Origin of the sequence: Streptomyces sp. 147326, from assembly GCF_045000215.1 — a bacterium.
Classification (GTDB): Bacteria; Actinomycetota; Actinomycetes; order Streptomycetales; family Streptomycetaceae; genus Streptomyces.
This window is the reverse complement of sequence record NZ_CP134201.1, coordinates 6,335,737-6,352,843: the sequence shown is the minus strand read 5'-3', so window position 1 is coordinate 6,352,843 and position 17,107 is coordinate 6,335,737. Positions and strand designations below refer to the sequence as shown.

The 17,107-nt window shown below is 71.8% G+C and carries 17 protein-coding genes and 1 riboswitch; of the genes, 10 read left to right on the top strand and 7 right to left on the bottom strand.

Annotated elements, in window-relative coordinates; translation table 11 throughout:
* The first annotated feature begins 2 nt into the window (after positions 1-2).
* A riboswitch (TPP riboswitch) is annotated at positions 3-114 on the top strand.
* The 6 genes from thiO to RIU97_RS29075 all read left to right on the top strand — a co-directional run bounded on the left by thiO (position 112) and on the right by RIU97_RS29075 (position 5,883).
* Positions 112-1,281 (top strand): glycine oxidase ThiO, encoded by a 1,170-nt coding sequence (gene thiO / locus RIU97_RS29100; RefSeq protein ID WP_404960538.1) that lies wholly within the window; start codon positions 112-114, stop codon positions 1,279-1,281. (Overlaps the previous riboswitch by 3 nt.)
* Complete coding sequence (gene thiS / locus RIU97_RS29095; protein WP_404960536.1) at positions 1,278-1,496, top strand: sulfur carrier protein ThiS; 219 nt, start codon at positions 1,278-1,280, stop codon at positions 1,494-1,496. Before thiO ends, thiS begins: the two co-directional genes overlap by 4 nt.
* Positions 1,497-1,501: 5 nt before the next feature.
* On the top strand, positions 1,502-2,296 hold the full coding sequence (locus RIU97_RS29090) for a thiazole synthase (protein WP_404960535.1): 795 nt from the start codon (positions 1,502-1,504) through the stop codon (positions 2,294-2,296).
* Positions 2,297-2,473: 177 nt separating this feature from the next.
* The gene (gene pknB, locus RIU97_RS29085; protein WP_404960534.1) at positions 2,474-4,384 is read left to right on the top strand and encodes a Stk1 family PASTA domain-containing Ser/Thr kinase; all 1,911 of its coding nucleotides are present in this window, start codon (positions 2,474-2,476) and stop codon (positions 4,382-4,384) included.
* A 9-nt stretch (positions 4,385-4,393) separates the two neighbouring features.
* Positions 4,394-5,251: a deoxyribonuclease IV gene (locus tag RIU97_RS29080; RefSeq protein WP_404962979.1), complete on the top strand. Its 858-nt coding sequence runs from the start codon at positions 4,394-4,396 to the stop codon at positions 5,249-5,251.
* A gap of 92 nt (positions 5,252-5,343) precedes the next feature.
* Positions 5,344-5,883, top strand: coding sequence for a DUF4396 domain-containing protein (locus RIU97_RS29075; protein ID WP_404960532.1), 540 nt, complete (start codon positions 5,344-5,346; stop codon positions 5,881-5,883).
* A gap of 19 nt (positions 5,884-5,902) precedes the next feature.
* Here the strand turns inward: RIU97_RS29075 and RIU97_RS29070 are convergent, their stop codons facing one another.
* Positions 5,903-6,535 carry a sulfite oxidase-like oxidoreductase gene (locus RIU97_RS29070; protein ID WP_327413534.1) on the bottom strand — a complete coding sequence of 211 codons (633 nt, stop codon included), beginning with the start codon at positions 6,533-6,535 and terminating at the stop codon, positions 5,903-5,905.
* Between the two features lie 202 nt (positions 6,536-6,737).
* On the opposite strand from RIU97_RS29070, the gene bfr reads away from it, so the two are divergent.
* On the top strand, positions 6,738-7,214 hold the full coding sequence (bfr, locus tag RIU97_RS29065) for a bacterioferritin (protein WP_404960530.1): 477 nt from the start codon (positions 6,738-6,740) through the stop codon (positions 7,212-7,214).
* A gap of 60 nt (positions 7,215-7,274) precedes the next feature.
* On the opposite strand, the gene RIU97_RS29060 is transcribed toward bfr, so the two are convergent.
* The gene (locus RIU97_RS29060; protein ID WP_319721003.1) at positions 7,275-7,532 is read right to left on the bottom strand and encodes a (2Fe-2S)-binding protein; all 258 of its coding nucleotides are present in this window, start codon (positions 7,530-7,532) and stop codon (positions 7,275-7,277) included.
* Between the two features lie 166 nt (positions 7,533-7,698).
* Positions 7,699-9,054 carry a class II 3-deoxy-7-phosphoheptulonate synthase gene (locus RIU97_RS29055; protein ID WP_404960528.1) on the bottom strand — a complete coding sequence of 452 codons (1,356 nt, stop codon included), beginning with the start codon at positions 9,052-9,054 and terminating at the stop codon, positions 7,699-7,701.
* 327 nt (positions 9,055-9,381) lie between these two features.
* On the opposite strand from RIU97_RS29055, the gene RIU97_RS29050 reads away from it, so the two are divergent.
* Complete coding sequence (locus RIU97_RS29050; protein ID WP_404960526.1) at positions 9,382-11,322, top strand: anthranilate synthase family protein; 1,941 nt, start codon at positions 9,382-9,384, stop codon at positions 11,320-11,322.
* A 214-nt stretch (positions 11,323-11,536) separates the two neighbouring features.
* Here RIU97_RS29050 and RIU97_RS29045 read toward each other — a convergent pair whose 3' ends face one another.
* From RIU97_RS29045 to RIU97_RS29030, 4 genes are all read right to left on the bottom strand, one after another.
* Positions 11,537-12,565 (bottom strand): 6-phosphofructokinase, encoded by a 1,029-nt coding sequence (locus RIU97_RS29045; protein WP_404962978.1) that lies wholly within the window; start codon positions 12,563-12,565, stop codon positions 11,537-11,539.
* Positions 12,566-12,730: 165 nt separating this feature from the next.
* Positions 12,731-13,408, bottom strand: coding sequence for a response regulator transcription factor (locus tag RIU97_RS29040; protein ID WP_319721009.1), 678 nt, complete (start codon positions 13,406-13,408; stop codon positions 12,731-12,733).
* A complete protein-coding gene (gene macS / locus RIU97_RS29035; RefSeq protein WP_404960525.1) occupies positions 13,405-14,616 on the bottom strand; it encodes a MacS family sensor histidine kinase in 1,212 nt (403 codons plus the stop codon). The genes RIU97_RS29040 and macS overlap by 4 nt, the downstream gene beginning before the upstream one ends.
* A gap of 33 nt (positions 14,617-14,649) precedes the next feature.
* Positions 14,650-15,387 (bottom strand): lysophospholipid acyltransferase family protein, encoded by a 738-nt coding sequence (locus RIU97_RS29030; protein ID WP_404962977.1) that lies wholly within the window; start codon positions 15,385-15,387, stop codon positions 14,650-14,652.
* Between the two features lie 170 nt (positions 15,388-15,557).
* On the opposite strand from RIU97_RS29030, the gene RIU97_RS29025 reads away from it, so the two are divergent.
* Entirely contained in the window at positions 15,558-16,337 is a 780-nt protein-coding gene (locus RIU97_RS29025) for an alpha/beta hydrolase (protein WP_404960524.1), read from the top strand.
* A complete protein-coding gene (locus RIU97_RS29020; RefSeq protein WP_404960523.1) occupies positions 16,330-16,914 on the top strand; it encodes a hypothetical protein in 585 nt (194 codons plus the stop codon). Before RIU97_RS29025 ends, RIU97_RS29020 begins: the two co-directional genes overlap by 8 nt.
* The last annotated feature ends 193 nt before the right edge of the window (positions 16,915-17,107 follow it).

The window sequence follows — 17,107 nt, the reverse complement described above, 5'->3', positions numbered from 1 at the left end:
ACCGTACCTATCGCGGGAGTCCGGCGCACCGGGCTGAGAGGGAGGCTGGCCGGCCTCCGACCGTACGAACCTGATCCGGGTCATGCCGGCGAAGGGAGGGGCTGGACGCCCATGCACTCGTCTCGGAAGGGATCCGACGTCCTCGTCATCGGGGGCGGGATCATCGGCCTGGTCACCGCCTGGCGGGCCGCGGCGCGCGGGCTGCGCACCGTACTCGCCGACCCGGCACCCGGTGGCGGCGCCGCCCAGGTGGCGGCCGGCATGCTCGCCCCCGTCACCGAACTGCACTTCGGCGAGGAAGCCCTGCTGGGCCTCGGCCTCGCCTCCGCCGCGCGCTATCCGGAGTTCGCCGCCGAGCTCGCCGACGCGAGCGGCGGCATGGACATCGGCTTCCGCGCCTGCGGCACCCTCGCCGTCGCGCTCGACTCCGACGACCGGCTCCACCTGCGGGAACTGCACGCGCTGCAGCGCCGCTGCGGCCTGGAGTCCGAGTGGCTCACCGGCCGCGAGTGCCGCCGCCTGGAGCCCATGCTCGCCCCGGGCGTACGCGGCGGCCTGCGCGTGGACGGCGACCACCAGGTCGACCCGCGCCGGCTCGCGGCCGCCCTGCTGGCCGCCTGCGAGCGGGCCGGCGTGATCATCCACCGGGCCGCCGTGGAACGGCTGCTGGTCACCGCCGACCGGGCGGCCGGGGCCGTACTCGACGACGGTACGGAGCTGCGCGCCGCCCAGGTGGTCCTGGCGGCGGGCTCGCTCAGCGGCAGGCTGGCGGGCGTACCGCCGCAGGTGCTGCCTCCCGTACGGCCGGTCAAGGGCCAGGTCCTGCGCCTGTCCGTGCCCCCGGCCTACGCGCCGTTCCTGTCCCGGACCGTCCGGGCGGTCGTCCGCGGCAGCCACGTCTACCTGGTGCCGCGCGAGAACGGCGAACTCGTCGTCGGCGCCACCAGCGAGGAGCTCGGCTGGGACACCACGGTCACCGCGGGCGGGGTCTACGAACTCCTGCGCGACGCCCACGAGCTGGTCCCCGGCATCACCGAACTCCCCCTCACCGAGACCCGTGCGGGGCTGCGCCCCGGCTCGCCCGACAACGCCCCGCTGCTCGGCCCGACCGACCTGCCGGGCCTGCACCTGGCCACCGGGCACTACCGCAACGGGGTGCTGCTGACCCCGCTCACCGGCGAGGTGCTCGCCGAGCTGCTGGCCACCGGCGAAGTGCCGGAGATCGCGCGCCCGTTCACCCCCCGCCGGTTCTCCGCCGCACGTCAGGAGTCGTACGCATGACCCTTCCCGTCTCCGTGTCCGTCTCCGTCAACGGCGAGCCGCGCGAGGTCGCGGCCGGCACCACGCTCGACACCGTGGTCGCGACCCTGACCACGGCCCCCTCCGGCGTCGCCGCCGCGCTCAACGAGACCGTGGTCCCGCGCGGGCAGTGGCCGGTCACGCCGGTGGGCGACGGCGACCGGGTCGAAATCCTCACCGCGGTCCAGGGGGGCTGAGCGCCATGGCGGACGACCTCTTCACCCTGGGCGGCCGGACCTTCTCCTCCCGCCTGATCATGGGCACGGGCGGGGCCCCGAGCCTGGACGTGCTGGAACGCTCCCTGGTCGCGTCCGGCACCGAACTCACGACGGTCGCGATGCGGCGCCTCGACCCCACCGTCCAGGGCTCCGTCCTCTCCGTCCTGACGAAGCTCGGCATCGCGGTCCTCCCCAACACGGCGGGCTGCTTCACGGCGGGCGAGGCCGTGCTCACGGCCCGGCTGGCCCGGGAGGCGCTGGGCACGGACTGGATCAAGCTGGAGGTGGTCGCGGACGAGCGGACCCTCCTGCCGGACGGCGTCGAGCTGCTGGACGCCGCCGAGATCCTGGTGGACGAGGGCTTCACGGTCCTCCCCTACACGAACGACGACCCGGTGCTCGCGCGGAAGCTGGAGGACGTGGGCTGCGCGGCGATCATGCCGCTGGGGTCGCCCATCGGCTCGGGGATGGGCATCCGCAACCCGCACAACTTCGAGCTGATCACGGAGCGGGCGTCGGTGCCGGTCATCCTGGACGCGGGCGCGGGCACGGCGTCGGACGCCGCCCTCGCCATGGAACTGGGCTGCGCGGCGGTGATGCTGGCCTCGGCGGTGACTCGGGCGCAGGAGCCGGTCCTGATGGCGTCCGCCATGCGGGACGCCGTCTCGGCGGGGCGGCTCGCCTTTCGCGCGGGGCGCATCCCGCAACGCCGCTTCGCCGAAGCCTCCTCTCCTGCGGAGGGCCGCGCCGCCCTGGACCTGGAACGCCCGGCGTTCTGACCCGCGGGTCCACTCCCGGGACTCCGCCCCGGACCCCCTACGGCGCTCCGCGCCCGCGCCTCAAACGCCGGCGAGGCTGAAAGACCGGGGCGCCGCACCCGGCCCTGACGTCACAGCTGCGCTGCAAGCCGGACCCACCCCGGCGGGGGAGCCGCGGCGCCCCAATAGAATCGCGGGGTGGATACGACCCTGGATGACCCCCTCGTCGGGCGCGTGCTCGACGGCCGCTACCGCGTCGACGCCCGCATCGCGGCCGGCGGCATGGCCACGGTCTACCGGGCCGTCGACACCCGCCTCGACCGTGTGCTCGCCCTGAAGGTGATGCATCCGGCCCTCGCCGCCGACACCGCCTTCGTGGACCGGTTCATCCGCGAGGCGAAGTCCGTGGCCCGGCTCGCGCACCCCAACGTGGTCGCCGTCTTCGACCAGGGCACGGACGGGCCGTACGTCTACCTCGCCATGGAGTACGTCTCCGGCTGCACCCTGCGCGACGTGCTCCGCGAGCGCGGCGCGCTCCAGCCGCGGGCCGCCCTCGACATCCTCGAACCCGTGCTCGCCGCCTTGGGCGCCGCCCACCGGGCCGGCTTCGTCCACCGCGACATGAAGCCCGAGAACGTCCTGATCGGCGACGACGGCCGGGTCAAGGTCGCGGACTTCGGGCTGGTCCGGTCCGTGGACTCGGTCACCAACACCACCGGCTCCGTCCTCGGCACCGTCTCCTACCTGGCCCCCGAGCAGATCGAGAGCGGCGTCGCCGACACCCGCGTGGACGTCTACGCCTGCGGTGTCGTCCTCTACGAGATGCTCACCGGCTCCAAGCCCCACCTCGGCGGCACCGCCGCGCAGGTCCTCTACCAGCACCTCCACGAGGACGTCCCGCCTCCCTCCGCCACGGTCCCGGGGCTCCCCGTCGGGCTCGACGAGCTGGTCGCGCAGGCCACCGCCCGCAACGCCGACCTGCGCCCCTACGACGCCGCCGCGCTGCTCGGCCTCGCCCGCGAGGTCCGCGCCCTGCTCAGCGACGCCGAGCTGGACGCCGTACCGCCGCTGGCGCGCGCCGAGGAGCGGTCCTCCGCCGAGGACCGCACCGGCGTGATCCCGCGCCCGGTGGCCGCGCAGCCCGTGAACCAGACCTCCCGGCTGGAGACGCTGCCGCCGCCGGCCGCTCCGCCCGCGCACCGGCCGGCCCCCGCCGGGCTGCCCCGCCGCGGCGTGTTCCTCGTCATCGCCGGGGTGCTGCTCGCCCTCGGGGTGGGCACCGGTGTCTGGTACATCAGCTCCGGCCAGTTCACGAAGGTCCCGAACCTGCTCGGCAAGACCGAGGCGCAGGCCCGCTCCCAGCTGTCGGCGGCCGGGCTCGGCGTGAAGGGGATCGACCGGAAGTTCAGCGACGCCTTCGACCGCGGGACGGTGATGAACACCGATCCCCCGGGCGGCCGGCGGATCCGCGGCAACGGCGCGGTGACCCTCACCATCTCCCGCGGCCCCGAGGTCGTGGCCGTGCCCAACCTCAAGGGCAGGCCGCTGGAGGAGGCCAAGGCCGAGCTGACCAAGTCCGGGCTGGCCCCGGGCATCGTCACGCAGGCCTTCAGCCAGGACATCGCGCAGGGCTCGGTGATCGCCACCGACCCGGTGGGCGGCGAGAAGCGGGCGCCGGACACGGCGGTCTCGCTCGTCGTCAGCAAGGGCCGCCCGGTGCCCGTGCCGACCGTGACCGGGCTCCCCGTCGAGCAGGCGAAGGCCAGCCTGGAGGCGCTGGGACTGAAGGTGGTGACCGCCCCCGAGCAGGTCAACTCCCCCTCGGCGGCCGGTACGGTCGCCAACCAGTCGATCGGCGCCGGTACCCAGGCCGCGGCGGGTGACACGGTCACGCTGACCGTGTCCAAGGGCCCGCGTCTGCTTCCGGTGCCGAACGTGACCGGCCAGGAGGTGGACGCGGCCCGCAAGGCGCTGGAGGCCGCCGGCTTCAAGGTGAAGGTGGACCGGCCGCTGATCTCCTTCAGCAACACCGTGGACTCCCAGTCGGTGCTGGGTGGTCTGAACGCTCCCGAGGGCACCACGATCACCGTCCGGACCAAGGGGCTGTAGGCGGCAGTGATACGCAATCCAGTGGGCGGGCACGTCCCCGTCGCGGGCGGCCTCGCCAAGGTCGGGCTGGCCTACGCCCGCGAGATGGGCGCCGAGGCCGTCCAGGTCTTCGTCGCCAATCCGCGCGGCTGGGCCACCCCGGTGGGCAACCCGGCGCAGGACGAGCGGTTCCGGACGCAGTGCGCGGACGAGTCCATCCCGGCCTACGTGCACGCGCCGTACCTGATCAACTTCGGCTCGCACACCGAGGCCACCGTGGAGAAGTCGGTGGAGTCGCTGCGCCACTCGCTGCGCCGCGGCCGGGAGATCGGCGCGCTCGGTGTGGTCGTGCACACCGGGTCGGCGACCGGGGGCCGGCCGCGCGAGGCGGCGTACGCGCAGGTCAGGGAGCACATGCTGCCGCTGCTGGACGAGCTGACGCACGAGGACGACCCCTTCCTGCTGCTGGAGTCCACGGCGGGGCAGGGTTCCTCACTGTGCTCGCGCACCTGGGACTTCGGCCCGTACTTCGAGGCGCTCGACCACCACCCGAAGCTGGGGATCTGCCTGGACACCTGCCACGTCTTCGCGGCCGGTCACGACCTGGCGGAGCCGGGCGGGACCAAGCTGACGCTCGACCTGCTCGTGGACACCGTGGGCGAGGGCCGGCTGAAGCTGGTCCACGCGAACGACTCCAAGGAGGGCGTGGGCGCCCACAAGGACCGGCACGCCAACATCGGCCAGGGCCACATCGGCCGGGACGCCTTCGCCGAGCTGTTCACGCACCCCGCGATGGAGGGCGTACCGCTGATCACCGAGACCCCCGGCGGCAAGGAAGGGCATGCGGCGGACGTGGCGCTGCTGAAGGAGCTGCGCGGCCCGCAGTGATCCGGTGATCCCTTGAGGAATACCCCTGGGGGGTATACGGTTCTGTCAACATCGACAGAACCGCTACCCGGCATTTCCCTCAGGGGGTCGTCATGGAGCAGGCACACGCAGACCACGAACATCACGACCACCACCAGCACCACGGCGGACACGAGCACGGGCACGGCGGGCACGACAGCGGCAGCCCCGCCGGCCGGGCGAGCTGGGCCATGGCCGCCCGGGCCACCCTCCACTGCCTCACCGGATGCGCCATCGGCGAGGTGCTGGGCATGGTCATCGGCACGGCACTCGGGTGGGGGAACGTGTCCACCATGGTCCTGGCGATCGTGCTGGCGTTCCTCTTCGGCTACGCCCTCACTCTGCGCGGGATCCTCTCCGCCGGCGTCGGCCTCCGTACGGCCATCCGGGTGGCCCTGGCCGCCGACACCCTTTCGATCGCCGTCATGGAGCTGATCGACAACGGGGTGATCGCGCTGTGGCCCGGCGCGATGGACGCGCACCTCTCGGAGCCGCTGTTCTGGGCGGTGCTCGCGATCTCGCTCGCCGTCGCCTTCGTGGTCACGGTCCCGGTCAACAAGTGGATGATCGGCCGCGGCAAGGGTCACGCGGTCGTCCACCAGTACCACCACTAGGGCCGGACGCCCCCGGGGCCTACAGCTCGGGGCCGTCCCCCGGCTCCTCCTGGTACGAGTAGCGCTGCTCGCGCCAGGGGTCGCCGATGTTGTGGTAGCCGCGCTCCTCCCAGAAGCCGCGGCGGTCGGCCGTCATGTACTCGACGCCGCGGACCCACTTGGGGCCCTTCCAGGCGTAGAGGTGCGGGACCACCAGCCGCACGGGGAAACCGTGCTCGGCGGTGAGCAGTTCACCGCCCTGGTGGGTGGCGAAGACGGTCCGCTCGGATGCGAAGTCGGCCAGCCGCAAGTTGGAGCTGAAGCCGTACTCGGCCCACACCATCACGTGCGTGACCTGCGGCGCGGGCGGCGCCAGGGCCAGGATCTCGCGGGCGAGCACACCGCCCCATTCGGCGCCCTGCATGCTGAACTTGGTGACGCAGTGCAGGTCCGCCACGACGGAGTCGAACGGCAGGGCCGTGAACTCCTCGTGGTTCCAGCAGTGCTTGTCCCCGTCGGCCGTCGCGCCGAAGACCCGGAACTCCCAGCGGTCCGGCTTGAACTTGGGTACGGGCCCGTAATGGGTGACCGGCCAGCCCCTCTGCAGCCGCTGCCCCGGTGGAAGCTCCAGCGGCTCTGCTCCCGGAGATTCCCGGCTTTCCGGCTGACCCATGACTCCATGGTGACAGACTGGGCGGGGTGGTCATGACCAGGTCTGGACCGATTCGGGCAAGTCACGGCAACTCCCACTAAGGAGGCACTTACTGGACGGCCTCCGGCGGCAGTGCAAGGATGCGCGCAGATCCCCCAGTGAGCACTGGGAGGTACCCCCAGCCCCGTCACGTAACTGACATTGCCTGGAAGGAGCCTCTGCGATGCAGGGCGACCCCGAGGTCCTTGAGTTTCTGAACGAGCAGCTGACCGGCGAGCTGACGGCCATCAATCAGTACTGGCTGCACTACCGCATCCAGGACAACAAGGGCTGGACCAAGCTCGCCAAATACACGCGTGAAGAATCCATCGACGAGATGAAGCACGCGGACAAGATCACCGAGCGCATCCTGATGCTCGACGGTCTGCCTAACTACCAGCGGCTCTTCCACGTGCGCGTCGGGCAGACGCTCCCGGAGATGTTCCAGGCGGACCGCCAGGTCGAGGTCGAGGCCATCGACCGACTCAAGCGCGGCATCGAGGTCATGCGCGGCAAGGGCGACATCACCTCGGCCCGCCTCTTCGAGGAGATCCTGGAGGACGAGGAGCACCACATCGACTACCTCGACACCCAGCTGGAACTCATCGAGTCCCTGGGCGAGGCGCTCTACATCGCGCAGCTGATCGAGCAGCCGAGCTAGCGGTCCGTCCGTCCCCGTCGCCCGCGGTTCCGAAGGGGCCGACCGGTCCCGCCGGGCCGATCAGGCCGCTTCCGCCAGTGCGGGCGAACGTGCCGGCTCCGTCTCGGCGGCGAGCACGGCCGCCGCGTCGCCCTTCTCCAGCAGCTCCCGGCGCGGGCAGGCGCCACGGCCGAGGATGCCCTGGATGGTGCGCACGCAGGAGCCGCAGTCGGTGCCGGCCTTGGTGGCCGAGGCGATCTGGCGCGGGGTGCAGGCCCCGGCGGCCGCGTGGTCCTTGACCTGCTTGTCGGTGATCCCGAAGCAAGAGCAGACGTACACGCGGTTCACCTCCCTGGGCGGAATGGTTCGACGAGCCATCCCCTATTCGGTGAGGCTTACCTAACCGTACCCAAAGTTAGGGTCACCTAAAAGCCCTGGGTACGACTGTGGGGCGCGGATCACATCGATCCGCGCCCCACAGTCGTACGAAGCTACTGGTTGATCCTTACTGGTCGCGGTACATCTCGGCGACCAGGAACGCCAGGTCCAGGGACTGGCTGCGGTTGAGCCGCGGGTCGCAGGCCGTCTCGTAGCGCTGGTGCAGGTCGTCGACGAAGATCTCGTCGCCGCCGCCCACGCACTCGGTGACGTCGTCACCGGTGAGCTCGACGTGGATGCCGCCCGGGTGGGTGCCGAGGGCCTTGTGGACCTCGAAGAAGCCCTTGACCTCGTCGAGCACGTCGTCGAAACGGCGCGTCTTGTGGCCGGAGGCAGCCTCGAAGGTGTTGCCGTGCATCGGGTCGGTGACCCAGCCGACGACCGCACCGGAGGCGGTGACCTTCTCGACCAGCTCGGGGAGCTTGTCGCGGACCTTGTCGGCGCCCATGCGGACGACGAAGGTCAGCCGGCCCGGCTCGCGCTCGGGGTCCAGGCGGTCGATGTACGTCAGCGCCTCGTCCACCGTGGTGGTGGGGCCGAGCTTGATGCCGATCGGGTTGGCGATCTGCGAGCAGAACTCGATGTGCGCGTGGTCCAGCTGGCGGGTGCGCTCACCGATCCAGACCATGTGGCCGGAGGTGTCGTACAGCTTGCCGGTACGCGAGTCGGTGCGGGTCAGCGCGCCCTCGTAGTCGAGCAGCAGCGCCTCGTGGGAGGCGTAGAACTCGACGGCCTTGAACTCGGCCGGGTCGGTGCCGCACGCCTTCATGAAGTTCAGCGCGTTGTCGATCTCCCGCGCCAGCTGCTCGTACCGCTGACCGGACGGGGAGGACTTCACGAAGTCCTGGTTCCAGGCGTGCACCTGGCGCAGGTCGGCGTAACCACCGGTGGTGAAGGCGCGCACCAGGTTGAGCGTGGAGGCGGAGGCGTTGTACATGCGCTTCAGCCGCTCGGGGTCCGGGATCCGGGCCTCTTCGGTGAAGGCGAAGCCGTTGACGGAGTCGCCGCGGTAGGTCGGCAGGGTCACGCCGTCGCGGGTCTCGGTGTCCTTGGAGCGCGGCTTGGAGTACTGGCCCGCGATGCGGCCGACCTTGACGACCGGCACGGAGGCCGCGTACGTCAGTACGGCACTCATCTGGAGCAGCGTCTTCAGCTTGGCTCGGATGTGTTCGGCGGACACGCCGTCGAAGGCCTCGGCACAGTCGCCGCCCTGGAGGAGGAACGCCTCGCCCTTGGCGACGGCTCCCAGACGGGCACGCAGCTGGTCGCATTCACCCGCGAAAACGAGCGGAGGATACGACTCGAGGTCCGCGACGACAGCGCGCAGAGCCTCGGCATCGGGGTACGAAGGCTGCTGCGCCGCGGGAAGGTCTCGCCAGGTCGCCTTGACGGCGGGGGCTTGGGTTTCAGCGTTCACGGTCACCTCGTACACATTACGGCGTCATACGTCTCATCCCGCCCTCCGCCCACAACGTGAGACGGCCCGGCTCGAAGGCAGGGGGACCCCAGCGGAACGGAATCCATGGTTCAGCCCACGCCGGGAAACGGATCCAGCGCCGGAGGGTCCCTCTGGGCTAGGGTGCCTCCCATGTACGCGCACGCGAACCTGAACTGGTGGTGGCCCGCTCCCGGCGGCCCACTTCTCGCGCGTACCTGACGACACGCACCGACGCGAAGGCCGCCCCGAGGGGCGGCCTTCCGTGTTCTCCGACGCGGGCGCCGCTCCTCCCACCGGAAGGACGCCCCGCCCATGGACCCCAGGCACCCGAACCGACCGAGCCGGCCGAGCCGGCCGGACCGGCTCAGCCGCCTGCTCGACGACTCCTGCCCGCCGTTCGCCCTGCTCCGCCGGCGGACCCCCGGCCGCGACCACGACACCGTCGAGGTGCTGATCGGCGCGGTCCACGAGGCCGAACACCTCGCCGACCTGCCCGTCCGCGGGCTGCCCACCCTCGCCCTCGTCCCCTTCCGGCAGATCCGGGAGCGCGGATTCGACGTACGCGACGACGGCACGCCGCTGAGCGTGCTGGTCGCCGAGGAGGCGTACGAGGTCCCGCTCGCCGAGGCGCTGGCCGCGCTGCCCGCGCACGAGGTGCGGGTCGAGGGCGGCGGCTTCGACGTCCCCGACGCGGAGTACGCGGCCACGGTCGAGCGGGTCATCGAGGACGAGATCGGCCGCGGAGAGGGCGCGAACTTCGTCATCCGGCGGACGTACGAGGGCCGGATCGAGGGCTTCGGCCGGGCCGACGCGCTCGCCCTGTTCCGGCGGCTGCTGCTGGGCGAGCGCGGCGCGTACTGGACGTACGTCGTCCACACCGGGGAGCGGACGCTGGTCGGGGCGAGCCCCGAGGTGCACGTGCGGATGTCCGGGGGCACGGTCGTGATGAACCCGATCAGCGGGACGTACCGTCACCCGGCCGGGGGACCCACCGTGGACTCCCTCCTCACCTTCCTCGGGGACCGCAAGGAGACCGAGGAGCTGTCGATGGTCGTCGACGAGGAACTCAAGATGATGTGCACCGTCGGCGACCGCGGCGGGGTCGTCGTCGGACCGCGGCTGAAGGAGATGTCCCACCTCGCGCACACCGAGTACGAGCTGCGGGGGCGCTCCTCGCTGGACGTGCGGGAGGTGCTGCGGGAGACGATGTTCGCGGCGACGGTCACCGGCTCGCCGGTGCAGAACGCCTGCCGGGTGATCGAGCGGTACGAGAGCGGGGGCCGCGGCTACTACGCGGGGGCCCTGGCCCTGCTCGGACAGGACGCGGCCGGGGCGCAGACCCTCGACTCCCCCATCCTGATCCGCACCGCCGACATCGCCCCGGACGGCGCGCTGCGGGTGCCCGTCGGCGCCACGCTCGTACGGCACTCCGATCCGGCGGGGGAGGTCGCGGAGACGCACGCGAAGGCGGCGGGGGTGCTGGCGGCGCTCGGGGTGCGGCCGGCCGCGCCCCGGCCGTCCTTCGAGGGGGCGCGGATGGCGGACGACCCGCGGGTACGGGCGGCCCTCGCGGCCCGGCGGTCGGACCTGGCCCCCTTCTGGCTGCGCATGCAGGAGCAGCCCTCCTCCCTGACGGGCCACGCGCTGGTGGTGGACGGCGAGGACACCTTCACGGCGATGCTGGCGCACGTCTTGAGAACGGGGGGTCCGCGGGGGGCCGGGCTGGAGGTGACCGTACGCCGCTACGACGATCCGGGACTGCGGGCGGCGGCCCTGTCCTGGGAGGGCCCCGTCGTCCTGGGTCCCGGCCCCGGCAACCCGGCGGACGCCTCGGACCCCAAGATGCGGATGCTGCGCGCACTGGCCGCGGAACTGCTGGCCGGGCACCGGCACGGGCTGGTCGGGGTCTGCCTGGGGCACGAGCTGCTGGCGGCCGAGCTGGGGCTGCCGCTGATCCGCAAGGCGGAGCCGGCGCAGGGGGCGCAGGTGCGGATCGACCTGTTCGGGGCGGAAGAGGTGGTGGGCTTCTACAACACGTACACGGCGCACTGTGACGAAGCGGGCGAGAGCCGGCTGGCGGATTCGGGCGTCGAGGTGTCCCGCGATCCGGCGACCGGGGAGGTCCACGCGGTCCGCTCCGTCGGCGGCGGCTTCGCGGGGGTCCAGTTCCACCCGGAGTCGGTGCTCAGCCTGCGCGGCGCGGACCTGCTGCGCGAGCTCTTGACCGGCGTGACGACCTCCGCCCCGGCGTAGCCGCCGGGGCACCGCTGCGCAGGGCTCCTGGGGCTCCGCCCCAGACCCCGCGCCTCAAACGCCGACGAGGCTGGATCTTTCAGCCCGTCCGGCGTTCGAGGACCGGGTCCGGGCAGAGCCCGGGGACAAGGGTGTTCTCGGAGCGGCGGCCCGCCAGGTAGTCCGTGACGTTGGCGACGGTGGTGTCGATCAGCCCGCCGCGTCGACGATGGGCTCAGCCGAAGAAGACCCCCACCTCCTTGTAGAGCGCGGGGTCCACCGTCTTCAGCTTCGCCGTCGCCTCCGCGATCGGGACCCGGACGATGTCCGTCCCCTTGAGCGCGACCATCTTGCCGAAGTCCCCGTCGTGCACCGCGTCGATCGCGTGCAGCCCGAACCGGGTCGCCAGCCACCGGTCGAAGGCGCTGGGCGTGCCGCCGCGCTGGATGTGTCCGAGCACGGTCGTCCGGGCCTCCTTGCCGGTCCGCGCCTCGATCTCCTTGGCCAGCCACTCGCCCACGCCCGACAGCCGGACGTGCCCGAAGGAGTCCTTGGTGGCGTCCTTCAGCACCAGGTCCCCGTCCTTGGGCATCGCGCCCTCGGCGACCACGACGATCGGGGCGTAGCTCGCCTTGAAGCGGGAGGTCACCCAGGCGCACACCTCGTCCATGTCGAAGCGCTGCTCCGGGATGAGGATGACGTTGGCGCCGCCCGCGAGCCCCGAGTGCAGGGCGATCCAGCCGGCATGCCGGCCCATGACCTCGACGACCAGGACCCGCATGTGCGACTCGGCCGTGGTGTGCAGCCGGTCGATGGCCTCGGTCGCGATGCCGACGGCGGTGTCGAAGCCGAAGGTGTAGTCCGTGGCGGACAGGTCGTTGTCGATGGTCTTGGGCACGCCGACGCAGGGGATGCCGTACTCCTCGTACAGCCGGGCGGCCACCCCGAGGGTGTCCTCGCCGCCGATCGCGACGAGCGCGTCCACCTCGTACTTGGCCAGGTTGTCCTTGATGTCGCGCACCCCGTTCTCCGTCTTGAACGGGTTGGTGCGCGAGGAGCCGAGGATGGTGCCGCCGCGGGGCAGGATGCCGCGGACGGCGGGGATGTCGAGCGGGACGGTCCTCCCCTCGACCGCGCCCCGCCAGCCGTCCTTGAACCCGACGAACTCGCAGCCGTACTCCTGGGTGCCCTTGCGGACGACGGCCCTGATCACCGCGTTGAGCCCGGGGCAGTCGCCGCCACCGGTCAGCACTCCGACCTTCATTGCATCTCCCTTCGCCATGACGGTCACGCTAGTGGTGACGCAGGTCACAGCAAGGGTGTCGGAGACGTCAATTCCGGTGGAATCGCGGGGCGTTGCGTACGCCCGTTCACTCGTACGAGGACGTAAGTACGATCGACGGCCGGTGCGCGCCGCCCCGGACGGGGGCTACGCGTCGTCGAGGCCCCGCTCTATGGCGTACCGGACGAGCTCCACCCGGTTGTGCAGCTGCAGCTTGCCCAGGGTGTTCTGGACGTGGTTCTGCACGGTGCGGTGGGAGATGACCAGCCGCTCCGCGATCTGCTTGTACGAGAGCCCCTTGGCCACGAGGCGCAGCACCTCGGTCTCGCGGTCGGTCAGTTGGGGCGCCTTCGGCTCGTCGGAGGCGGTCGGCACCGGGTCGGTGGCGAGGCGCCGGTACTCGCCGAGCACCAGGCCGGCCAGGCCGGGGGTGAAGACCGGGTCTCCGGCCGCGGTGCGGCGGACCGCGTCGATGAGTTCCTGGGCGCCGGCGGACTTCAGCAGGTAGCCGGTCGCGCCGGACTTCACCGCCTCCAGGACGTCCGCGTGCTCGCCGCTGGCGGACAGGACCAGGACGCGCAGCGCCGGGTGGGCGCCGACCAGTTCCTTGCAGACCTGCACGCCCGGCATGCCGGGCAGGTTGAGGTCGAGGACCAGGACGTCGGGGGTGACGGCCCGGGCCCGGCGCACCGCCTCGGGGCCGTCGCCGGCGGTGGCCACCACGTCGAAGCCCGCGGCGGCCAGGTCGCGGGCGACCGCGTCCCGCCACATCGGGTGGTCGTCGACGACCATCACCCTGATCTCGTGCGGTTCGTTCGTGCTCATTGGGTCCTCCCCCTGGGTACCTTCAGTTCCACTTCGGTGCCCTGCCCGGGGACGGACACCAGATCGGCGCTGCCGCCGAGGTCACGCAGTCGGCCGCGGATGGACAGGGCCACTCCCATCCGGCCCTCGCCCTCGGCCTGGTCGAGCCGGCCCGCGGGAATGCCCGGGCCGTCGTCGCGGACGGTCACGATCACCTCGTCGCCCCAGTCCTCGACCAGGATCCAGGCCCTGGCCCCCTCGCCCGCGTGCTTGCGCACGTTGTCGAGGGCGGCGCCGACCGCCGCGGCCAGTTCCTTCGCGGCGGGTACCGGCAGCGGCACCGGGGTGCCCGGCTCGGCGAAGCTGACCCGGGATCCGGCGTGCGGGGCGAGGAGCGTGCGCAGGTCCAGCTCGCCGTCGTCGGCGCCCGGCTCCTCCACCTCGTACGTGTCCACCAGCGCGCCGCGCGACTGGTCGGAGGAGACCCTGGAGGGGCGAACGAGCCCGGTGGAGACCAGCGTGCGCAGCGCCACCTCCTGCTCCCCCGCCATCCGGCCGAGCTCCTCGGCCTCCCCGCCCAGTTCGGTGCCGCGCCGCTGGACCATGGCGAGGACCTGGAGGACCCCGTCGTGGATGTCCCGGGCGAGGCGCTCGCGCTCGCGGGTGGCGGCCTCGATCTCCAGGGCGCGGGCAAGGGTGTTCTCGCTGGCCCGGGCGACCTCGACGACGTAGCCGATGGCCACGGAGGAGACCCAGACGAGCAGCACGTTGTGCAGGGCGTCCTGGGTGGGCTGGCCGCTGTGGATGAGGATGGTGGCCGCGGCCACGAACGTGGAGGCGAAGCAGGCCCAGCGCCAGCCGCCCTTGATGGCGAAGCCCAGGACCGCGCCCCCGGTCCAGATCGTGGGGAGGGTGGGACCGCCCCCGGTGATCCGCTCGTGGGTGTCGGCGAGCGGGGTCAGCCCGATCCCGACGATGGCCACGGTGAGGTCGGCGACGAGGAAGCCCCTGGTGCAGCTGGCGGCGTTGGCCACCTTCGAGGTGGTGGCCAGCGTCCAGGCGGCGAGGAAGGCGAGGTAGCCGGCCGCGACCCAGGGGTGCGGGTACCTCTTGTAGGCGGAGGCGAACAGCAGCACCGCGTAGACCATGGTCAGCAGCCGGTACACCGTCAGGGCACGCCAGAGCGGCTGCTCGACCGACATGCGTACGACGCGTTCGCGTTTCGCCATCTCCCCCACCCCCTGCGGGCGGTACCGCCCGACCTACTCCGACGTACCGTCGGCCTTCTCGGCCTTCTCCTTGGCGGTCTTCTCGGCCTTCTCGGCCTTCTCCGCATCGGCGATCTGGCGCTTGGCAGCCGTCGCGTAGATGTCGACGTACTCCTGGCCGGAGAGCTTCATGATCTCGTACATGACCTCGTCGGTCACCGAGCGGAGGATGAAGCGGTCGTTGTCCATGCCGTGGTAGCGGCTGAAGTCCAGCGGCTTGCCGATCCGGATGCCCGGGCGCATGAGCTTGGGGACGACCTTGCCGGGCGGCTGGATCTTCTCCGTGTCGATCATCGCCACGGGAATCACGGGGGCGCCCGTGGCCAGCGCCACACGGGCCAGACCGCCGGGCTTGCCCCGGTACAGGCGTCCGTCGGGTGAACGCGTGCCCTCGGGGTAAATACCGAACAGCTCCCCGCGTTCGATGACGTCGATGCCGCTCTTGATGGCGGCCTCGCCGGCCCCGCGGGCGCCGGAGCGGTCCACCGGGAGCTGTCCGACGCCCTTGAAGAAGGCCGCCGTCAGCTTGCCCTTGACCCCCGGGGAGGTGAAGTACTCCGCCTTCGCGATGAAGGTGACCTTCCGGTCCAGCACCGCCGGCAGGAAGAAGGAGTCGGAGAAGGACAGGTGGTTGCTCGCGAGGATCGCCGGCCCCTCCGCGGGAATGTTCTCGAGGCCCTCCACCCACGGCCTGAAAGCGAGCTTCAGTGAACCGCCGATGGAGAACTTCATTGCGCCGTAGATCAACTCGAAAGCCTTCCTGTGTCTGTCGAACAGACCTTATCCCGTGCCTCCCCCGGCAGGGGCCCGACGACCCTGGCCGGTGCCACCCCGGTCGCGTACGGTGAAGTCACACAGAGCAACGCACCCACCCGACGTACCTCATGATCAAGGAGACCCCGGTGCCCGTCCTCCCTGGAGCCGAGCCGTTCCGCCACGAGGGCGGAGAGGTCGGCGTCCTCCTCTGCCACGGCTTCACCGGTTCCCCGCAGTCGCTGCGCCCCTGGGCCGAGTACCTCGCCGGGCAGGGGCTCACGGTGTCGCTGCCGCTGCTGCCCGGACACGGGACGCGCTGGCAGGACATGCAGCTCACGGGCTGGCAGGACTGGTACGCCGAGGTCGACCGCGCCCTGAGGGAACTGCTGGACCGGTGCGAGCAGGTGTTCGTCTTCGGGCTGTCGATGGGCGGCGCGCTGACCCTGCGGCTGGCCGCCAAGCACGGGGACTCCATCAGGGGCATCGTCCTCGTCAACCCGGCCAACAAGGTGCACGACCCGCTGGCCGTCGCCCTCCCGGTGGCCAAGCACTTCATCCGGTCGACGCCGGGCATCGCCAGCGACATCGCGAAGCCGGGCTCGGAGGAGGTCGGCTACGACCGGGTCCCGACCCGGGCCGCGCACTCGCTGCGCACGTTCCTGCAGCTGGTGGACGCCGACCTGCCGCAGGTCACGCAGCCGCTGCTGCTGCTCCACAGCCCGCAGGACCACGTCGTACCGCCCGTCGACTCCGAGCGGATCCTGGCCCGCGTCTCCTCGACGGACGTCACCGAGACCCTGCTGGAACAGAGCTACCACGTCGCGACGTTGGACCATGACGCGGAGCGGATCTTCGCGGACAGCTATGCGTTCGTCGGCCGACTGGCGGAGAGCGTGGGCAGGGAGGGGGCGCAGGCCGGTGGCTGAGCACGAGGAGCAGTCGGGCGGAGTCCCGCCGCTGGACGAGGAAGCGGCGTGGGCGGCGATCGTCGCCGGGTACGGACAGGAGCCGCCGGACCCGCCGGGGGCCCGGCCGTTCAAGCCGATCGAGAACCTCCTCCTGCCGGAGGAGGACGTCAAGCCGCTGCCGTCGGAGCCGGAGACGAAGCCCGAGACCAAGCCCGAGACCAAGCCCGAGCCCGAGCCGCCGGCCGCGGCGCTGGGCAGCTCGGTGGTCTTCGCCCCGGGCGTGGGCATGACGGGCCCCCGCGACCACTCGCTGGCGGAACCGCAGGAGGACGACCTGACTCCGGCGGAGGAGGGCCACTTCGTCCAGCCGGAACCGGAGCTGCCGCCGGCGGACACGACGGCGAAGTTCGCGTGGCTGGCGGTGGTCGGCGGGCCGGTGCTGCTGCTGCTCGCGGTGCTGCTGCAGTGGGAGATGACCTGGTGGCTGACGACGCTCGGCATCGGCGGCTTCCTGGGCGGGTTCGCGACGCTGGTCGCACGCATGCAGCACGACGACGAAGAAGACGACGACCCGGGCCGCGGAGCCGTGGTGTAACCGGGGCTCCGCCCCAGACCCCGCGCCTCAAACGCCGGCGAGGCTGAAAGACCGGGGCTCCGCCCCGAGCCCCGCTCCTCAAACGCCGGAGGGGCTGACATTGCGCTCCGCGCAATCCAGCCCCGCAGGCAGGTACAGGCTGACGCCGGCCACATCCAGCCCCGCCGGCGTTTGAGGCGCGGTGGCTCGGGGG